At 66.5% G+C, this 16,797-nt stretch carries 14 protein-coding genes; 5 read left to right on the top strand and 9 right to left on the bottom strand.

Annotation, left to right across the window (positions count from 1 at the left end):
• Positions 1 to 11: 11 nt before the first annotated feature.
• Genes N5J29_RS11430 through N5J29_RS11440 form a run of 3 tightly spaced genes read left to right on the top strand, consistent with a single transcriptional unit; the run spans position 12 to position 2,337 of the window.
• Positions 12 to 1,136, top strand: a complete 1,125-nt coding sequence (locus N5J29_RS11430) for a Gfo/Idh/MocA family oxidoreductase (RefSeq protein ID WP_164151772.1) — start codon at positions 12 to 14, stop codon at positions 1,134 to 1,136.
• 19 nt (positions 1,137 to 1,155) lie between these two features.
• A complete protein-coding gene (locus N5J29_RS11435; protein WP_065182392.1) occupies positions 1,156 to 2,022 on the top strand; it encodes a sugar phosphate isomerase/epimerase in 867 nt (288 codons plus the stop codon).
• Between the two features lie 18 nt (positions 2,023 to 2,040).
• Complete coding sequence (locus tag N5J29_RS11440; protein ID WP_053516691.1) at positions 2,041 to 2,337, top strand: cytochrome c; 297 nt, start codon at positions 2,041 to 2,043, stop codon at positions 2,335 to 2,337.
• Positions 2,338 to 2,350: 13 nt separating this feature from the next.
• On the opposite strand, the gene N5J29_RS11445 is transcribed toward N5J29_RS11440, so the two are convergent.
• The 5 genes from N5J29_RS11445 to N5J29_RS11465 all read right to left on the bottom strand — a co-directional run bounded on the left by N5J29_RS11445 (position 2,351) and on the right by N5J29_RS11465 (position 7,088).
• Positions 2,351 to 3,094 carry a DUF1080 domain-containing protein gene (locus tag N5J29_RS11445; RefSeq protein ID WP_065182393.1) on the bottom strand — a complete coding sequence of 248 codons (744 nt, stop codon included), beginning with the start codon at positions 3,092 to 3,094 and terminating at the stop codon, positions 2,351 to 2,353.
• A 43-nt stretch (positions 3,095 to 3,137) separates the two neighbouring features.
• Positions 3,138 to 3,713 (bottom strand): gluconate 2-dehydrogenase subunit 3 family protein, encoded by a 576-nt coding sequence (locus N5J29_RS11450; RefSeq protein ID WP_164151770.1) that lies wholly within the window; start codon positions 3,711 to 3,713, stop codon positions 3,138 to 3,140.
• Positions 3,713 to 5,398 carry a GMC family oxidoreductase gene (locus tag N5J29_RS11455; RefSeq protein ID WP_164151768.1) on the bottom strand — a complete coding sequence of 562 codons (1,686 nt, stop codon included), beginning with the start codon at positions 5,396 to 5,398 and terminating at the stop codon, positions 3,713 to 3,715. Before N5J29_RS11455 ends, N5J29_RS11450 begins: the two co-directional genes overlap by 1 nt.
• A gap of 29 nt (positions 5,399 to 5,427) precedes the next feature.
• Positions 5,428 to 6,318 (bottom strand): TIM barrel protein, encoded by an 891-nt coding sequence (locus N5J29_RS11460; protein WP_181452097.1) that lies wholly within the window; start codon positions 6,316 to 6,318, stop codon positions 5,428 to 5,430.
• A gap of 200 nt (positions 6,319 to 6,518) precedes the next feature.
• Positions 6,519 to 7,088: a single-stranded DNA-binding protein gene (locus N5J29_RS11465; RefSeq protein WP_053516685.1), complete on the bottom strand. Its 570-nt coding sequence runs from the start codon at positions 7,086 to 7,088 to the stop codon at positions 6,519 to 6,521.
• Positions 7,089 to 7,403: 315 nt separating this feature from the next.
• Here N5J29_RS11465 and N5J29_RS11470 point away from each other — a divergent pair, with 315 nt between their 5' ends.
• Positions 7,404 to 8,435 (top strand): LacI family DNA-binding transcriptional regulator, encoded by a 1,032-nt coding sequence (locus N5J29_RS11470; protein ID WP_053516684.1) that lies wholly within the window; start codon positions 7,404 to 7,406, stop codon positions 8,433 to 8,435.
• Positions 8,436 to 8,536: 101 nt separating this feature from the next.
• On the opposite strand, the gene N5J29_RS11475 is transcribed toward N5J29_RS11470, so the two are convergent.
• From N5J29_RS11475 to N5J29_RS11490, 4 genes are all read right to left on the bottom strand, one after another.
• Positions 8,537 to 8,923, bottom strand: coding sequence for an SseB family protein (locus N5J29_RS11475; protein WP_164151766.1), 387 nt, complete (start codon positions 8,921 to 8,923; stop codon positions 8,537 to 8,539).
• Positions 8,924 to 9,074: 151 nt separating this feature from the next.
• Entirely contained in the window at positions 9,075 to 10,790 is a 1,716-nt protein-coding gene (locus tag N5J29_RS11480) for an alpha-amylase family glycosyl hydrolase (protein ID WP_164151810.1), read from the bottom strand.
• A gap of 5 nt (positions 10,791 to 10,795) precedes the next feature.
• Complete coding sequence (locus tag N5J29_RS11485; RefSeq protein ID WP_164151764.1) at positions 10,796 to 12,283, bottom strand: MFS transporter; 1,488 nt, start codon at positions 12,281 to 12,283, stop codon at positions 10,796 to 10,798.
• A complete protein-coding gene (locus tag N5J29_RS11490; protein WP_164151763.1) occupies positions 12,280 to 14,472 on the bottom strand; it encodes a Six-hairpin glycosidase-like protein in 2,193 nt (730 codons plus the stop codon). The genes N5J29_RS11485 and N5J29_RS11490 overlap by 4 nt, the downstream gene beginning before the upstream one ends.
• A gap of 237 nt (positions 14,473 to 14,709) precedes the next feature.
• Here N5J29_RS11490 and N5J29_RS11495 point away from each other — a divergent pair, with 237 nt between their 5' ends.
• Complete coding sequence (locus N5J29_RS11495) at positions 14,710 to 16,764, top strand: glycoside hydrolase family 97 protein (RefSeq protein ID WP_164151761.1); 2,055 nt, start codon at positions 14,710 to 14,712, stop codon at positions 16,762 to 16,764.
• Positions 16,765 to 16,797 lie beyond the last annotated feature (33 nt).

A 16,797-nucleotide genomic window follows, 5' to 3' on the forward strand; every position in this document is an offset into this window, starting at 1 on the left:
GAACCCATCGGATGTCCAAGCTTGGAATCGCCATCGTCGGCACGGGCATGATCGGTGCGGTGCATCGCCGCGCGGCACTGCTGGCCGGGGCCGAGGTCCGCGGCGTGGCGGCCTCTTCCCCGCAGCGCGCACAGGAGGTGGCGCAGGCGTGGAACGTCGCGCATGCCTACCGCGATATCGAGGAGGTGGTCAGCGATCCGCAGGTGCAGGTCGTGCATGTGTGCACGCCCAACCATCTGCACCGCGCCATGGCGCAGGCCGCGCTGGAAGCCGGCAAGCACGTGATCTGCGAGAAGCCGCTGGCCACCACCCTGGAAGACGCCCAGGCATTGGCCGCGTTGGCCGCCAGGACCGGTCTGGTCGCTACGGTCCCCTTCGTCTACCGCTATCACCCGGTGGTCCGCGAGGCACGCGCACGCATCGCGCAGGGCGAGCTGGGGCCACTGCACCTGATCCACGGCAGCTACCTGCAGGACTGGCTGCTGGATCCGGCCAGCAACAACTGGCGTGTCGACCCCTCGCTGGGCGGCACCTCGCGCGTGTTCGCCGATATCGGCTCGCACTGGTGCGACCTTGTGGAATGGGTCAGCGGCGAACGCTTCGCCGAGGTCAGTGCCGCGTTCGCCACCGTCATCGCCGAGCGCGGCGCGGTCACCGGGAAGAGCTTCACCACGCCGGCCGCCGGCGGCACGACGCAGGCTGTTTCCAGCGAGGATGTGGCCACGGCGATGTTGCGCACGAGTGCGGGTACGCTCGCCTCGTTGACGGTCAGCCAGGTTTCGGCCGGACGCCACAACCGGCTGTGGTTCGAGATTGACGGCGCCAGGGCCAGCGTGGCCTTCAACCAGGAAGATGCCGAGCGGCTGTGGATCGGCCGGCCCGACCAGCGCGAGGATAGCTTCGTGCGCGGGCCCGGTGCCGGCAGCGCCGAACAACGCAGATTGTCGGTCTTGCCGGCCGGACACGCGCAGGGCTATGGCAACTGCTTCGAAGCGTTTGTCGCCGACACCTACCGTGCCATTGCAGGCGAGCAGCCGGAGGGCCTGCCCACCTTCGATGACGGCCTGCGCTCGGCGCGGATCGTCACACGCGTCATCGCATCCGCCAGGTCACGTGCCTGGACGGCCATCGATTGAATTCCCGGAGGACTGCCTGATGAACATCCGTATCCGCAGGACCGCAAGCCTTGCACTGCTGCTACTCGTTGCCCTGCCCGCCTTCGCGCGCGATGCCACCGACCTGCACACGCCCATCGCGGTGCAGATGTACACGTTGCGCAATGCCGGCTCGCTCGACCAGCAGCTGAAGATCGTCCACGACGCCGGCGTGCGCGCCGTGGAAACAGTCGGTACGCAGAATGTCAGCGCTGCCGAACTCAAGCAGCTGCTCGACAAGTATTCGATCAAGGCGATTTCCTCGCACACGCAGCTGGCCGATCTGCGCAGTGACCTGGATGGCGTGGTCGCCTTCAACCGGGCCATCGGCAACACCACGCTGGTAGTGCCCTATCTGGCCGAGAAAGACCGCCCCACCGACGCTGCCGGCTGGACGGCGCTGGGCAAGGAACTGGGCCAGCTCTCGAAGCAGGCCCGTGCCAAGGGCATGCGCCTGGCCTATCACAACCACGACTTCGAGCTGGTCGACTTCAATGGCACGACCGGACTGGAACTGCTGTTCGCCGCGGCCGGCCCCGATCTGCAGACCGAGCTGGACCTGGCCTGGGTCGCACGGGCCGGCCATGACCCGGTGGTGATGCTGGGCAGATTCAAAGGCCGCCTGTTCGCGGTGCACGCCAAGGACAATGCCCCGAAGGGCCAGGCTGAGGATGAAGGCGGCTTCGCCGCCGTGGGCCAGGGCGTCCTGGACTGGAAAGCGATCCTGCCCGCCGCCGCCACGGCCGGCGTGCAGTGGTACATCCTCGAGCATGACCAACCCCGCGATCCAGCCACCGTCATCCGCACCGGTGCGGACTATCTGCGTGAACACCTGACTGCCCGCGTGCCTGCCGGTGCACAGCGCTAGCCCGCGAAGGAGCCTTGCTTGAAAACGATTCTGAAAGTGACTGTCGCGCTGTGCGGCACCCTGCTGGCCGCTGCGGCGTGGTGCAAGGAAGACCCTGCTGCCGGAGCGCAGCTCTACGCAACGCACTGCGTGGCCTGCCACGGTGCGGAGCGCGCCGGCGTGCCACCGACGTTCCCTGCGCTCACCGACGTCAGCAAACGGCTTCAGCCTGCGCAGATCAAGGACAAGATCAAGCAGGGCGGCGGCTTGATGCCACCCTTCCCGCAGCTGTCGCAGCAGGAGATCGACAACATCGCCAGCTACCTGGCGAAGTAGGCATGAGGGTGCGCTACAGCTCGCGCACCCAGATGTTGCGGTAGCTCACCCTGGCGTCGTGCTCCTGCAGGTACAGCGGCGCACAGGCATGTGGCGCGTAGGAAGGCGCGCCGATGTACTCGGTCTTGCCCGCCAGCACCGTGTCGTCCTGCACCAGCACACCGTTGTGCAGCACGGTGATGCGGGCCGGCGAGGTGAGCCCGCCGCCTGCCGAGAAGCGCGGGGCCTTCCAGATGATGTCGTAGGCCTGCCACTCGCCGGGCGCACGCGAGGCATTCACCAACGGAATGGCCTGCTTGTACATCGATCCGGCCTGGCCGTTGGCATAGGTCGGGTTGTTGTAGCTGTCGAGCACCTGCAGTTCGTACACCTCCTGCAGGAAGATGCCACTGTTGCCGCGGTGCTGGCCGTCAAATCCGGCGGTCGCGGTGGGCGTGCGCCACTCGACATGCAGCTGGACATCGCAGAAGCGCTGCCTGGTGCGGATGCCCTTGCTGCCGGGCACCACGGTCAGCGCGCCATCGGCAACGGTCCAGGGCACGGGTCCGCCCTGCTCCGACTCCCAGCGCGACAGATCCTTGCCATCGAACAGCACGATCGCATCGGAGGGCGCGCGGCCCGGCGGCGTCGCCACGACCGCGGGAACGGGCGTCCACACCTCGGTCTTCGCCGGATCGCGCGCAGGGTCGCCGCCGTCCTGCGCGAACACGGGTGCGGTGCCCAGCAGGCAGGCCACTGTCAGGAGAGGTCGGTTCATTTTGCTTCCGGATCAAGGTGGAGGGTCGAGGCGTGGAGGTCCATCAGCTGGTCCCCCACGCCGGCGTGCCGGGCGTATAGGCAAGATCGCCGTCATAGCGACCCGGCACCGCAACGTACTTCAGCACTTCGGTCGCACCGACCTTCGAGGTGAAGAAGCCGAAGATGACCAGCTGCTTGATCATCGTGAAGTAGTGCGGCGCAGCCTCCCCCTCTTCGGCGGTACCGGTCTCGGTGACCTCGACGACGTGCGCCCGGGCTTCCGCATCCAGGGTGCGCAACAGTTCGCTGCGGGCCTGCGAGGGAAGCGACACGAAGCGGCCACCGGCACGCTTGTCGATATCGACCAGGCCGGCGCGGAAAATCGCCTGCTGTCGGGGGGTGTAGCAATCGGTGACGAACAGCGCCATGAACGGGCCCGCGCCGGCATCCTTCGCGCCCGGCGTTGTGGTTCGCGGCAGGACGGTTTCAGCGATCTCGTCCAGCATGCTGATGTCAGCGGCAGAGAACGCGGCCTTCGATCCTGTCGTCGCGCTCTGCCCTGCGGCCAGTGCGGGCAGGCCCACCATGGCCGCGCCGGTGGCGGCGACGATCATCTTCAACAGTTCGCGACGGTCCATCACAGATTCCCCGCTTTCAGTTCGCGTACGGCATGGTCGGCGGCCCGGGCCGTCAGCGCCATGTACGTCAGCGATGGGTTCACGCAGGCGCTGGAGGTCATGCAGGCGCCATCGGTCACATAGACATTCGGCGCATCCCAGACCTGGTTGTGCTGGTTGAGCACGGAGCTTCTGCGATCGCGCCCCATGCGGGCCGTGCCCATTTCATGGATGCCCTTGCCCGGGGCGTAGTCGTTGTCGTGCATCTCCACGTCCTTGACGCCGGCTGCCTCCAGCATCTCGGCAGCGTCGGCCGCCATGTCCTTGCGCATCGCCAGTTCATTCGAGCGCATCGAGACGTCCATCGCCAGCACCGGCAGCCCCCACTTGTCCTTGCGCTGCGGATCCAGGCGGATCGTGTTGTCGTGGTGCGGCAGCATCTCGCCGAATCCGGTCATGCCGATGCGCCAGTCGCCCGGCAGGGTCAGCGCCTCCTTCAGGTCGGCACCGATGTTCAGCTCGGCGATCTCGCGCGACCACCCGGTGCGGCTGGCACCGCCCTGGTAGCCGAATCCGCGCAGGTAGCTGCGCTTGTCCGCAGCGACGTTGCGGAAGCGCGGAATGTAGAAGCCGCAGGGGCGGCGACCGAAGTAGTACTTGTCGTCGTAACCCTCGACCCGGCCGGAGGCACCGGCACCAAAATGATGGTCCATCACGTTGTGCCCCAGCTCGCCGGATGACGACCCCAGACCGCCCTCCCACACATCGGTGGCCGAGTTCATCAGCATCCAGGTCGAGTTGAAGGAGGATGCGTTGAGGAAAATGACCTTGGCCGTGTACTGATAGGTCAGCCCGGTCTCGGCATCGATGACCTCCACACCGCGCGCGCGCTTGCGGTCCTTGTCGTACAGCACTTCCTTGACGATCGAGAAGGGCCGCAATGTCAGATTGCCCGTTTTCATCGCCGCCGGCAGCGTCGCCGCCTGGGTCGAGAAGTAAGCACCGAAGGGACAGCCCAGGATGCACTTGTTGCGGTACTGGCAGTTGACGCGCCCCTGCTCGGGCATGGGCTGGGTGATGTTGGCGGTACGCGAGTGGATCATGTGCCGCGTTCCGCCAAACGCCTTCCTGATCCGCGCGGCCACATCCTTCTCGACGATGTTCAGCGGGATCGGTGGCAGAAATTCACCGTCCGGCAGCACGTCCAGTCCCTCGCGCGTACCGGCGATACCGGCGAACTTCTCCACATGGTCGTACCAGGGTGCGATGTCGGCGTAGCGGATCGGCCAGTCAGTAGCAATGCCGTCCTTGAGGTTGGCTTCGAAATCCAGATCGGAGAAGCGGTAGCTCTGCCGCCCCCACATCAGCGAACGGCCGCCTACGTGGTAGCCACGGAACCAGTCGAAGCGCTTGGTCTCGGTGTACGGTGACTCCTGCTCATTGGCCCACATCCCTTCCAGGTTCTCGGCCAGGCCGTAGTCGCGCATCAATACGGGGAAGGCGGCCTTCATCGCCTGTGTCGGCCGGTTGCGGTGCGGGAAATCCCACGCCTCCTTCATCGCATTGACGTAGTCCTTGACGTGCTCGATGTTGCGCCCGCGTTCCAGCATCAGGACCTTCAGGCCCTTCTCGGTCAGTTCCTTCGCCGCCCAACCGCCACTGATTCCCGAGCCAACAACGATGGCGTCGTAATGATTGTCTGCCATGGGTCTACTTCACCTGGGTGGATATCGTTTCAGACGTCGCAGAGGCGGATCGCCTCGCGCAGCGAGCCGACGGGATCGGGTGCCGCAGGCATGAACTCCTGCGCCAGATACCCCTCGAAGCCGGTGTCGCGGATCGCGCGACAGATGGCCGGATAATGCAGTTCCTGCTGGTCACCGATCTCGTGCCGGCCTGGCACACCTGCGGTGTGGTAGTGCTTGAAGAAGCGGTGATGCCTGCCGATGGTGGCGATGATGTCGCCCTCCATGATCTGCATGTGATAGATGTCGTACAGCAGGCCGAAATTGTCCGATCCGAGCCGCTGGCACAGCTCGACGCCCCATGCGGAGTGATCGCACAGGTAATCGGGATGATCGACCCTGGAGTTCAGCAGCTCCATCACCAGCACGACACCACGCTTCTCGGCATGGCCGAGGATGCGCTTCAGCCCGGCTTCGGCATTCTCCAGGCCTTCCCGCGGATCCATGCCGTCACGATTGCCGGAGAAGCAGATGAGGTTGCGGTAGCCGGCATCGGCCACCAGATCGATGTGCCGCGCGTAGCGCTCCACCAGTGCATCGTGATACTGGCGGCCGGCAAAGCCTTGGGTCAGGCTGATCTCGGCGCCGTTGCACATGGAGCTGTAGACGCCATGCGCCTTCAGTGTGGGCCAGTCCGCCGGCCCCACCAGATCGATGGCGGCGAAGCCGATATCCTTCACCGTCTGGCAGAGCTGGGCGACCGACTGCTGCGGGAACGTCCAGCGGGCGACGGAATGCTTCAGGTTGCCCTTGAGTGGGGCCTGGGCGGCGAACGAGGGCAGCGCGGCTGTCGCAGCCAGGCCAAGGCCGCCAGCGAACGCCATGCGCAACGCATCGCGCCGCGTAAGCCTCGATGCCGGTCCCATCGAATGGATGGACATCCATCTGCCGGCCTCCCAACCGGTATCAAACGCAACGATTCACAGCAATGCAATCGATTGCACCATAAGGGAGGAATTCTTTTTTTTGCAAGACGCGGTGCACGAAAAACCATGCTGCGCGGCACAACGCCGGCCTGCCGTGGAAAAAAGAAAAGCCCCGCATCGGCGGGGCTTTCTGTTTCCTGCGGACGCGCGTCCGATCAGAACGGAATGTCGTCGTCAGCAAAATCGTCCATCGGCGGCGCCGACTGCTGCGGCTGCGGGCGCTGGTTGCCGCCCTGGTTGCCGTAACCGCCACCCTGGTTGCCGCCCTGGTTGCCATAGCCACCGCCCTGTCCACCACGCTGGCCACCACCGCCGTACTCCTGGCGCGGTGCCTGCTGGCGCTGCGGACGATCACCGCCGTAGTTGCCGCCACCACCGCCACCGCCTTCACCGCGGCCGCCCAGCATCTGCATCTCATCGGCGACGATATCGGTGGAGTACTTCTCCACGCCGTCCTGGCCGGTGTACTTGTCGTAACGCAGGCTGCCTTCGACGTAGACCGAGCTGCCCTTGCGCAGGTACTCGCCGGCGATCTCACCGAGCTTGCCGAAGAACACCACGCGGTGCCATTCGGTGCGTTCCTGCTGGTTGCCATCCTTGTCCTTGCGGACGCTGGTGGTGGCCAGGCTGATGCGGGTGATCGCCATGCCGCTCTGGGTGTACTTCACGTCCGGGTCGTTGCCGAGATTGCCGACCAGGATGACTTTATTGATGCCGCGCGCCATAGGTACCTTCGTCCGTTGTCCAGGGGCAGTCGACCAGTGATAGCACAGCCCCGGCCGGGGGTGCAGGACACTGGGCCGCCCCCGATGAATTTGGGGGAATGCAAGAACACCGCATCTTAGCACTGCCGCCGCTCCGTGCCCGGCCAGAAGCGACGAAAGACACCGAAAGATCCTACTGAAATCCTTGTAAGGCAATGACTTAGCCATCCGGGCCGGAGCTCCCGGCGCGGCCGGCCGCAGTGACGGCCGGCGCTGCGATGGCGCCCCCATGGCATCATGCCGGGGCACCTACTCATTCGTTCGCGCGCTTCCCCCATGACCATCAAAGGCAAAGCCACCTCCCTGGACATCGCCCATCTGGCCGGCGTCTCCCAGCCGACGGTGTCGCGGGCCCTGCGCGGCAGCCCGATGGTCAATGCGGAGACCCGAGAACGCATCCTGCGCATCGCCCGCGAGCTGAACTACAAGGTGGACAAGAACGCCTCCAGCCTGCGCCTGCGCAATGCCGGCACGCTGGCCCTGCTGTTCTTCGAGGACCCGACCAACGACGATTCGCTGATCAACCCGTTCTTCCACTCCATGCTGGGTTCGATCACCCGCGCCTGCGCGTTGCACGGGCAGGATCTGCTGGTGTCGTTCCAGCAGCTGTCGACCGACTGGCAGGCCGACTACGAGGACAGCAACAAGGCCGACGGCATCATCCTGCTGGGCTATGGCGACTACCACGAATCGCGCGACCGCCTGCAGCGGCTGGTCGAACAGGGCACCCACTTCGTGCGCTGGGGTGCGGCCCTGCCCGGCCAGCCCGGGGTATCGATCGGCAGCGACAACTTCCAGGGCGGGCACGACATCACCACCCATCTTCTGCAGCAGGGCTGTCGGCGCATTGCCTTCCTCGGCCACGCCTCCAGCCATTACCCGGAATTCGAGGAGCGCTACCGCGGTCACGTGGCAGCCCTGCGCGATCACGGGCTGCATGCCGAACCGGCCCTGCAGCACGATGCCATCACCACCGAAGCGTCCGGCCAGGAAGCCTGCCAGGCGCTGCTGGCGCGAGGCGAACCGATCGATGCGATCTGCGCCGCCAGCGACCTGATCGCCATCGGTGCGATCCGTGCACTGCGCGAGGCCGGGCTGCGGGTGCCGCAGGACGTGGCGGTCACCGGGTTCGATGACATCCCGCTGGCGGCCTCGGTATCCCCTGCGCTGACCACGGTGCAGCAGGACACCAAGCAGGCCGGGCAACTGCTGGTGGAACGGCTGCTGGCCTCGATCAGCCGGCAGCCGGTGGAGAGCCAGAGCATCCCGGTGAAGCTGGTGGTGCGGGAATCATCGCTGCGCGGCTGAAACAGCGGACGTGATCGGACGGGACTACGCAGTGAACCCGGCCTGCGGGCACCGGACCGGGTGCCGCAAGGCCCGCAGGTGGACGGCCCCGTCGGGTGGCCTCAGCCCTGGGCGAAGTCCTTCAGGATCTCGCCGACGCCACTGGGCGAAATCTCGAAGCCCAGCGAGGTACCCGGGTTGATCACCACGCCGTAGCCCCCCGGCACGCGGCGCAGCACGTCCAGCATCAGCCAGCGGATCTGGTGTTCGGCCTGCTGGCTGTAGATGCCCACCCGCGATGGATCGGTGAACACGGCCACGTGCAGCGTGCCCTGCTTGTCGAACAGCAGTGGGTCGAAGCCGCTGCCGTCGGGGGTGACCAGGCTGCCCGTCAGCAGCAGCACCTCGGAGGCGACGAAGGCCTCCATGAAGGCGCGGATCGGCACCGCCCCGTCCATCGCCGCCTTCAGCAGGGTTTCGATCGGGGTCTGCGGGGCGAGGTCGGACATGGCGGTACGGCGCGGCGTGAGGGGTGCCTATTGTAGGGTCGAGCCTGCTCGAAGAGCGTGCCAACCAAGGTTGGCACCTACCAGAGCGGGAGTGCCAACCGAGGTTGGCACCCACCAGAGCGGTAGCGCCGGGCCATGCCCGGCGGCGCCCTCACCGTCCCAGACGCTGGTCCCGAGCCTTCTGGTCGGCCATCGCCCTGTCCAGCTCTGCCTGCAGCGCTGGCTGCTGCACGGAGGCATCCAGCACGTACACCTTCACGCCATGCGCGGGCACTTCGGCCTTCAGGGAGGCATCCACCTGCAACGAACCGCCGTCCAGCGCGTCGCGCCAGCGGCCCGCCTGCAGGTAGCGCTCCACCTGGAAAACCGTCGCCTTGTCGCCCTTGTTCAACAGCACCAATGCGGTCTGTGCCACATCCCCCTGCTGCAGCACACGGAAGAACACCGCCTCATTGCCACGCAGGCGCTCGTTCACCTGCAGGCCGCGCTGCAGCGCCGGGGTGGCCTGGCGCAGCTGGGCGATGCGCCGCAGGGGCGCGAAGATCGGGCTCTGCGGTGCGGCATCCACCCGCGCCTGGCCGAAGTAGGCACGGTTGCCGGCATGCTCGGCACGGCCCCGCATGAAGCCGGTTTCCGAGCCGTAGTAGACCACCGGGATACCACGGGCGGTGAACAGCCAGTTGTGTGCGTCGATGAAACCGTTGTCGCTGGCCTGCAGGCGTGGCATGTCGTGGTTGTCGTAGAAGCTCATCAGCTCGTACGGATTGGCATAGGGGCCGCCGGTCAGGTGCAGCGGCTCGGCCAGCGTCTCGAAGCCCTTGCCGGCGGTACCGAAGGTCTGTTCCAGCGCGCCACGCAGCGGGAAGTCGAGCACGCTCACGTTGGCGTTGCCCGGCCAGGTGTGCTCGGCAATCCTGCTGGCGTCGTAATCGAAGGCCTCGCCGAACATGAACATGTTCGGATGCTCGGCACGGATGCGGTTCACGAACTCGTGCCACCACGGGTGCGGCAGCCAGCCGATGGTATCGATGCGCAGTGCGTCCACGCCCTGCGCGGTCCACTGCAGGTACGCGCCGACGAGGTAGTCCATCACCGCCGGGTTGTTCTGGTTGAAGTCGGACAGCTCGGCCAGGTTGCCATCGAAGATCGAGCCTTCCTTGCTGTCGACCGGGCCGATGGTGTTGTAGAACGCGTGCAGCGGGTTGTGCTTTGGATCCAGCTTCTGCGGGGGCAGGTTCTGGTGGTCGGCGATCAGCTTTCCATCCTTGTCGAAGATCTGGCCGAACTGCGGCTGCCGCGTCGGCATGGTCCAGGCCGGCGAACCGTGGTTGCCGACGATGTCCAGCACCACCTTCAGGCCGGCACCATGCAGGCCCTTGGTCAGCCCGGCAAAGTCCAGATCCTTGCTGGGCAGGTGCTCATCGAGCGTGTAGAAGTTGATGCCCCAGTAACCGTGGTAGCCGGTCTTGCCGCGGTCGGTCAGCGTGCTGGTGCAGCTGATCGGCTTGCTGCCGGTGAACGCCTCATCCGGATTGTCGACGATCGGCGTGATCCACACCGCACCGAAGCCGAGCTGACGGATGTAGTCGGCGTTGTCGAGCACGCCCCTGAAGTCGCCGCCGAGGTAGCCGATGTTGCCGTCCACCTTGTCCGGGCAGGGCACTGGAATGTCGAACGTGCGGTGGCTGCCCCCCTGATCGCGATGATCGTTGGAAGGATCACCGTTGACGAAACGATCGGTCACCACGAAGTACACGGCATCGCTGGCGAACGGTTCGAGCGTGCCCACGTAGTCCGGGCGCGATGCGGCCTGTACCGCCGTGGCGAGCAGGGCCAGCGACAGCCCCAGCGACATTCTGGAATACACATGCATCACGCACTCTCCTGATGGGCCGGCACGCGAAGCACGCACAGCCCGGCAATGAACAGACTCACTCCACCCAGCACCAGCACGTGCAGGGGATTTCCGCCCAGCCATTCGCGCAGTGCGAAGCCCAGCGCGCTGGCGGCGACCAGCTGCGGAATGACGATGAAGAAATTGAACAGGCCCATGTAGATGCCCATCTTCGCCGCCGGCACGCTGTCGGACAGCAGGGCGTACGGCAGCGACAGGATCGAGGCCCAAGCGAAGCCGACGCCAGCCATGGACAGCAGCAGCCAGGTGGGGTCCTTGATGAACATCAGCGAGATCAGGCCCAGCCCGCCGAGCCACAGGTTCACCAGGTGGCTCCAGCGCAAGCCGATGGCGCGCACCATCGGCGGGATCAGCAAGGCGGCCAGTGCGGCGAAGCCGTTATAGGCGCCGAACAGCACACCGACCCAGTTGGCACCCTCGTTGTACGCCGCCGACTGCGGGTCGGTGGAGCCGAAATGCGTGCCGGCCACCGCTGCGGTGGTGTAGATCCACATCGCAAACAACGCAAACCACGAGAAGAACTGCACCCAGGCCAACCGGCGCATGGTCACCGGCATCGCCCGCAGATCACCCACGATCGCCGCCAGCATGTGCGCCCGCGGCAGCGTACGGGCCAGCGCAAGAAGCACACCATAGCCCGCGCAGAGACCCGCCAGCACGTAGAGCATCCTGTCGCCCTGGCGCGCGGCGATCACAGCGGCCAGCAGCACGCCCGCCCCCAGCCACAACGCCACCTGCGCCCACGGTGCGGGGCCACTCGCAGCGGCGGCGGCATGGTGCGCCGGCGGCTCGGCGTCTTCGAACCCGGCCAGTTCTGCCGGTGAATACTCGCGGGTACTGACCACGGTCCAGGTGATCGCCGCCAGCAGCACTGCCGCACCGAAATAGAACGCATAGCGCACCGTATCCGGCACCTCGCCGGCAGCGGCTGTGTTGGCCACGCCGAAGTGGGCCAGGATGAATGGCAGGAAGCTGGCGACGATGGCACCGACACCGATGAAGAAGCTCTGCATCGCGTAACCGGCCGGTCGCTGGCGCGGTGCCAGCTGGTCGCCCACGAACGCCCGGAACGGCTCCATTGATACGTTGATCGAAGCATCCAGCACCCACAACGTGCCCGCCGCGATCCACAAGGCAGGTGAGTTGGGCATGACCAGCAGGGCCAGCGTGGTCAGCACCGCACCGATCATGAAGAACGGGCGACGCCGGCCCCAGCGCGTCCACGTGCGGTCGGAGAGATAACCGATCACCGGTTGCACCAGCAGGCCGGTCAACGGTGCGGCGATCCACAGCCCGGGCACCGACTCCATGTCCGCGCCAAGCGTCTCGAAGATGCGGCTGGCATTGGCGTTCTGCAGGGCAAAACCGAACTGGATGCCGAGGAAGCCGAAACACATGTTCCAGATCTGCCAGAACGACAGCTGCGGTTTGGCAGGGCGGTTCATCGTGCGTCCTCCGCCGTGGCGACCGGCGCCAGCGTCAGCGCCTTCACCTGCGCCTGGTTGAGCACGCCTTCGCGCCCGCCCTTTCCGCCGGTGTAGTGCGCGAAATGCTGCAGCGCGCTCATGTTGACGCCTTCGTCAAGCGCGACCGTGCATGGCCCCTTGGGCACAGCGAACGTTGCCGAGGTCGAGTCCTGCACGGCCACGCTGTGCGGCATCGCAACCGTATGCCGCTGCAATGGCTGGCCCGGGCACTGCAGCACCAGTTGCTTGACCGCAGCCGTGACGCCGGTGTTGATCGGCCCGTTCGGGTTGCGGTACTGCAGGCGCAGGCGCACCTGCCCGGCCTTGGCCGAGGTGAACTGCCAGCGTTCCTCGCCCTTCAGCACCTGCTGCGGACCGACGCAGAGCATCGGGCTGTGCAGCGATTCCAACGTGCCTTCGCGCCGGGTCAGGCTGAGGCAATGCTGTAGGCCATCGTCGCTGATGCGCGCCACGCCCTTGCTGTCGGTGACCGCCTTGCCGTCCTTCCACAGCACCTGATCGGCTGCCACCGGAACGTTCCAGCCCGCGCCCTTGCGCAGGGCCTGCGGCGCAACCGGCGTGGCCGGCGCACGCACGTTGGCCTCCGCAGTCGTGGCAGCGAAGCCGGTTGCTGCCGGGGCGGCGACCAGCTGCACCGTCGTGGTGCTGCCACGCGTGGTGGTTCTGCCGGCCACCAGCAGGCCATCGCCCACGTTCTGCGGGCGCTCCAGCACATAGCGCTTGCCGTTGGCTTCCAACGTGATACGGGGATGTGTGCCGAACAGTTCCGGCACCAGCGCGGCCGGCAGCTTGGGCTGCACGCGGCCATCGTCCTGCACGCCGAACACGCCTTCGGTGACCATGGCCAGATAGCCGGCCACCGACCACAGCTGGCGCTCTGAATTGACCACCGGCCCGCTCAGCGCGCCTTCGTCCACATGCACGGACTGGCTGACCAGCTCGTAGTTTTCCATGTTGGAACCGGCCAGTGCCGCCCCCTGCATCAGCGAGCGGATCTCGGCGGCGATGCGCGGCGCGTCGTCCAGCTGTCGCGCAGCACGCAGCGAATACGCACTGACGAACGGCCAGATCGCACGGTTGTGGTAGATCGGCTGCTGCGCTTCCTGTGGCCACACCACCGGGCTGCCGGCCGGCCCCATCGGGTAGTTGGCCAGCGCGCGGCGCGCCCGCGCCTCGGGCAGCACATCGGCCAGGATGCCCAGCGACAGGCCCAGCAGGTCGACCTTGGCGTAGGGCACCGGATGCGCCGCCTCACCGATGTAGCTCATGTACTGGCCCATGTCGTCGCGCCAGAAGCGCGCATCGATCCGTGCCGCCAGTTCATCGGCCCACGCCTTGTACTGCGCACGGCGATCATCGCCCCGCTGCGCGGCCATCTGCTCTGCCAGGCGCAGTGCCTGGTAGTGCAGGACGTTGGTGGACAGCGCGTAGGAATCACCGATGAAACGCACGTTCTCCCGGGTCCAGTCTGGATACGTCTGTTCACGCCAGTCGAGGAACGAGGTTTCGCCGCGATAGAGGCCCATCTGCGGGTCGAACACCATCGCCCGGTCCTGCGCCAGCGTGCCCTGCAGCGCCTGCCAGACCTGTTCGGCAAAAGCAGGATCATCCAGCAGGTGGCGTGCGGCCAGGAACCACACCACGCGGTCGCTGCTGATCGGCCAGCTGCCGCCGGAGCCGGTATCCTGCGCGACGAACAGGCCGGGCGTGCGCCCATCACGGGCAGCCGACAACTTGAACTGAAGCGACTGACGCGTGCGCTGCGGATCCAGCCGCGCCAACGCCAGGTCGGCGGCGAAGCTGACATCGCGGGTCCACACGTAGGGCCAGCGGGCGCCGGTCTGGAAGCAGTCGCATGGCACCGGCCGTCCTTCGTCAAAGGCGGGGTCGCGGATCGCATCGACCCGGTCCTGCGCCATCTCCTGCTGGGCCAGCGCGAACAGCGCGTCGAACATCACGCTTCCGGTCTGGCTGCGCATCGGCGCGGCGGCAATCGGCACAGCGCCGTTCGGCGTGTGCAGCACGAAGCTGCCCTTGGCAGCCGCTTCGGCACGCGCATGGCGGCCGTCGAATTCCAGGTCGGCCGCATGCGCGGTCGTCCCCAGCGCTGCCCCCAGGGCAGCGGTCAGGCAAATGATCTTCAGCATCGAAGCGGCAGACCGGCTTGCGCCCGTCGACCTCCCTCCCTCTCTGCACCGTTTATAGGTCCGCGCAGCCGTGACCGGCGCGCGGGCGCGGCGCCTCCCTCAAGGTGCCTTGGGCCCATGGTAGACGCGGGGCTGTCGCCTGCGTCCAGCTGCATACGTATTCATGCGCCGACGCGCCAGTACGCCCGCCGGGCTGGCTTATGGTCCGGGTCTGCCAACGGCGCCTTGGGAGGGAAAATGCCGATGTCATCGAGTGTTGTACGTGCGGTGTTCGCGCGAATCATCGGCGTTGCGCTGCTGGGCCTGGCCGCGCTGGCGCAGGCCGCCCCGCAGATCACCAGCGTCCAATCGCCCGGCGGCGTGCTCAAGGTCAGCCTGGTGCTGGACGGTGGCACCGCCCGCTACCGGGTGGAGCGCTTCGGTGAAGCCGTAGTGGAGGATTCCAGGCTTGGCTTCGAACTGCGCGATGGCCGCCTGGACCGGGATTTCATCCTGCTCGGGCAGCAACGACGCAGCGTCGATGAGACGTGGGAACAGCCGTGGGGGGAACGCCGCCTCACCCGCAACCACTTCAACGAGCTGACCGTGCAGCTGGCCGAAACCACCGGCAGCAAGCGCCGGCTGGATGTGGTGTTCCGCGTCTACGACGACGGCCTGGGCTTCCGCTATGTGTTCCCTGAGCAACCGAACCTGCGCGAAGCGATCATCGACGACGAGCTGACCGAATTCGCCATCGCGGCAGACTCCACAGCGTGGTGGATCCCCGCCGGCGAACCGATCCACTACGAGTATCTCTACCAGCGCACGCCGCTGCGCGAGATCCCGCTGGTGCACACGCCGATGACGCTGCGCAGCCGCGATGGCCTGCACGTTGCGATCCATGAGGCTGCGCTGGTGGACTACGCCGGCATGTGGCTGCGCCGCACCGACGGCCAGCGCCTGCGCGCGCAGCTCTCGCCCTCGGCCGAAGGGTGGAAGGTGCGCCGTGCCCTGCCCTTCGTCACGCCCTGGCGCACGCTGCAGATCGCCGACCGCGCCGGCGGCCTGGTCGAGTCCGACCTGATCCTCAATCTCAACGAGCCCAATGCACTGGGCGATGTGAGCTGGGTGAAGCCGGCCAAGTACCTGGGCGTGTGGTGGTCGATGCACCTGGACAACGAAAGCTGGGCGACCGGACCGAAGCATGCGGCGACCACCGCCAAGACCAGGAAGGTGATCGATTTCGCCGCCGCGCACGGCTTCCGTGGCGTCCTGGTGGAGGGCTGGAATCCCGGCTGGGACGGCATGTGGGTGGGCAATGGCTACGACTTCGACTTCACTCGCGCCACGCCCGATTTCGACATTGAAGCGCTTTCGGCATATGGACTGAAGAAGGGCGTGCACCTGATCGGCCACCATGAAACCGGCTGTGCCATCGAACACTATGAGGCGCAGCTCGACGCCGCGCTGGACCTGTATGCGCGGCTGGGCGTGGACCAGTTCAAGACCGGCTACGTCTGCGACGACGGCCAGGTCGACCGTCGCAACCCGTCGGGTGGCCCGCTGTGGCGGGAGTGGCACGACGGCCAGTTCATGGCGCGCCACCACCTGCATGTCGTGCAGGAAGCCGCGCGCCGCCACCTGTCGGTGAATCCGCACGAGCCGATCAAGGACACCGGCCTGCGCCGCACCTATCCCAACTGGATCTCCCGCGAAGGCGCGCGCGGCATGGAGTACAACGCCTGGGGCCAGCCGCCGAACCCGCCCGAACACGAAGTCAATCTGGTGTTCACCCGGATGCTGGCCGGACCGATGGATTACACCCCCGGCATCCTCAGCCTGAAGGGCCGCCACGGCCAGGCCATCCCCAGTACCCTGGCCCGTCAGCTGGCGCTGTACGTGGTGCTGTACAGCCCGATCCAGATGGCCGCCGATCTGCCCGAACACTACCTGCAGCATCGGGAGGCGTTCCGCTTCATCGAAGACGTGGCGGTGGACTGGGAGCAGAGCCGCGTGCTCGACGGTGAAGTGGGCGACTACGTGACGATCGTGCGCCGCGACCGCAACAGCCGTGACTGGTTCCTGGGCAGCATCACCGACGAGCATGGCCGCGTGCTGCCGGTGTCGCTGGGCTTCCTGGAGCCGGGCGTGCGCTACCGCGCGGAAATCTATCGCGATGGCGACGGTGCGGACTACCGCAGCAATCCGTTCGCGTTCACGCGGCAGACGCGTGAAGTGACCAGCGCCGATGCACTGACCCTGATGCTGGCGCCGGGCGGCGGGCAGGCCATTCGGTTCACGCCATTGGAGTGATGGATGCCCCCGCGTGACGTTCGCCGGGCATGG

This window comes from Stenotrophomonas sp. GD03680, from assembly GCF_029844625.1.
Taxonomy (GTDB): Bacteria; Pseudomonadota; Gammaproteobacteria; order Xanthomonadales; family Xanthomonadaceae; genus Stenotrophomonas; species Stenotrophomonas maltophilia_P.

What these genes read in the sequence shown, in the direction of transcription:
- N5J29_RS11430 (WP_164151772.1), top strand. Translation starts at nt 12, where the DNA reads ATGTCCAAGCTTGGAATCGCCATCGTCGGCACGGGCATGATCGGTGCG.
- N5J29_RS11435 (WP_065182392.1), top strand. Translation starts at nt 1,156, where the DNA reads ATGAACATCCGTATCCGCAGGACCGCAAGCCTTGCACTGCTGCTACTC.
- N5J29_RS11445 (WP_065182393.1), bottom strand. Translation starts at nt 3,094, where the DNA reads ATGAACCGACCTCTCCTGACAGTGGCCTGCCTGCTGGGCACCGCACCC.
- N5J29_RS11450 (WP_164151770.1), bottom strand. Translation starts at nt 3,713, where the DNA reads ATGGACCGTCGCGAACTGTTGAAGATGATCGTCGCCGCCACCGGCGCG.
- N5J29_RS11455 (WP_164151768.1), bottom strand. Translation starts at nt 5,398, where the DNA reads ATGGCAGACAATCATTACGACGCCATCGTTGTTGGCTCGGGAATCAGT.
- N5J29_RS11460 (WP_181452097.1), bottom strand. Translation starts at nt 6,318, where the DNA reads ATGTCCATCCATTCGATGGGACCGGCATCGAGGCTTACGCGGCGCGAT.
- N5J29_RS11465 (WP_053516685.1), bottom strand. Translation starts at nt 7,088, where the DNA reads ATGGCGCGCGGCATCAATAAAGTCATCCTGGTCGGCAATCTCGGCAAC.
- N5J29_RS11470 (WP_053516684.1), top strand. Translation starts at nt 7,404, where the DNA reads ATGACCATCAAAGGCAAAGCCACCTCCCTGGACATCGCCCATCTGGCC.
- N5J29_RS11475 (WP_164151766.1), bottom strand. Translation starts at nt 8,923, where the DNA reads ATGTCCGACCTCGCCCCGCAGACCCCGATCGAAACCCTGCTGAAGGCG.
- N5J29_RS11485 (WP_164151764.1), bottom strand. Translation starts at nt 12,283, where the DNA reads ATGAACCGCCCTGCCAAACCGCAGCTGTCGTTCTGGCAGATCTGGAAC.
- N5J29_RS11490 (WP_164151763.1), bottom strand. Translation starts at nt 14,472, where the DNA reads ATGCTGAAGATCATTTGCCTGACCGCTGCCCTGGGGGCAGCGCTGGGG.
- N5J29_RS11495 (WP_164151761.1), top strand. Translation starts at nt 14,710, where the DNA reads ATGCCGATGTCATCGAGTGTTGTACGTGCGGTGTTCGCGCGAATCATC.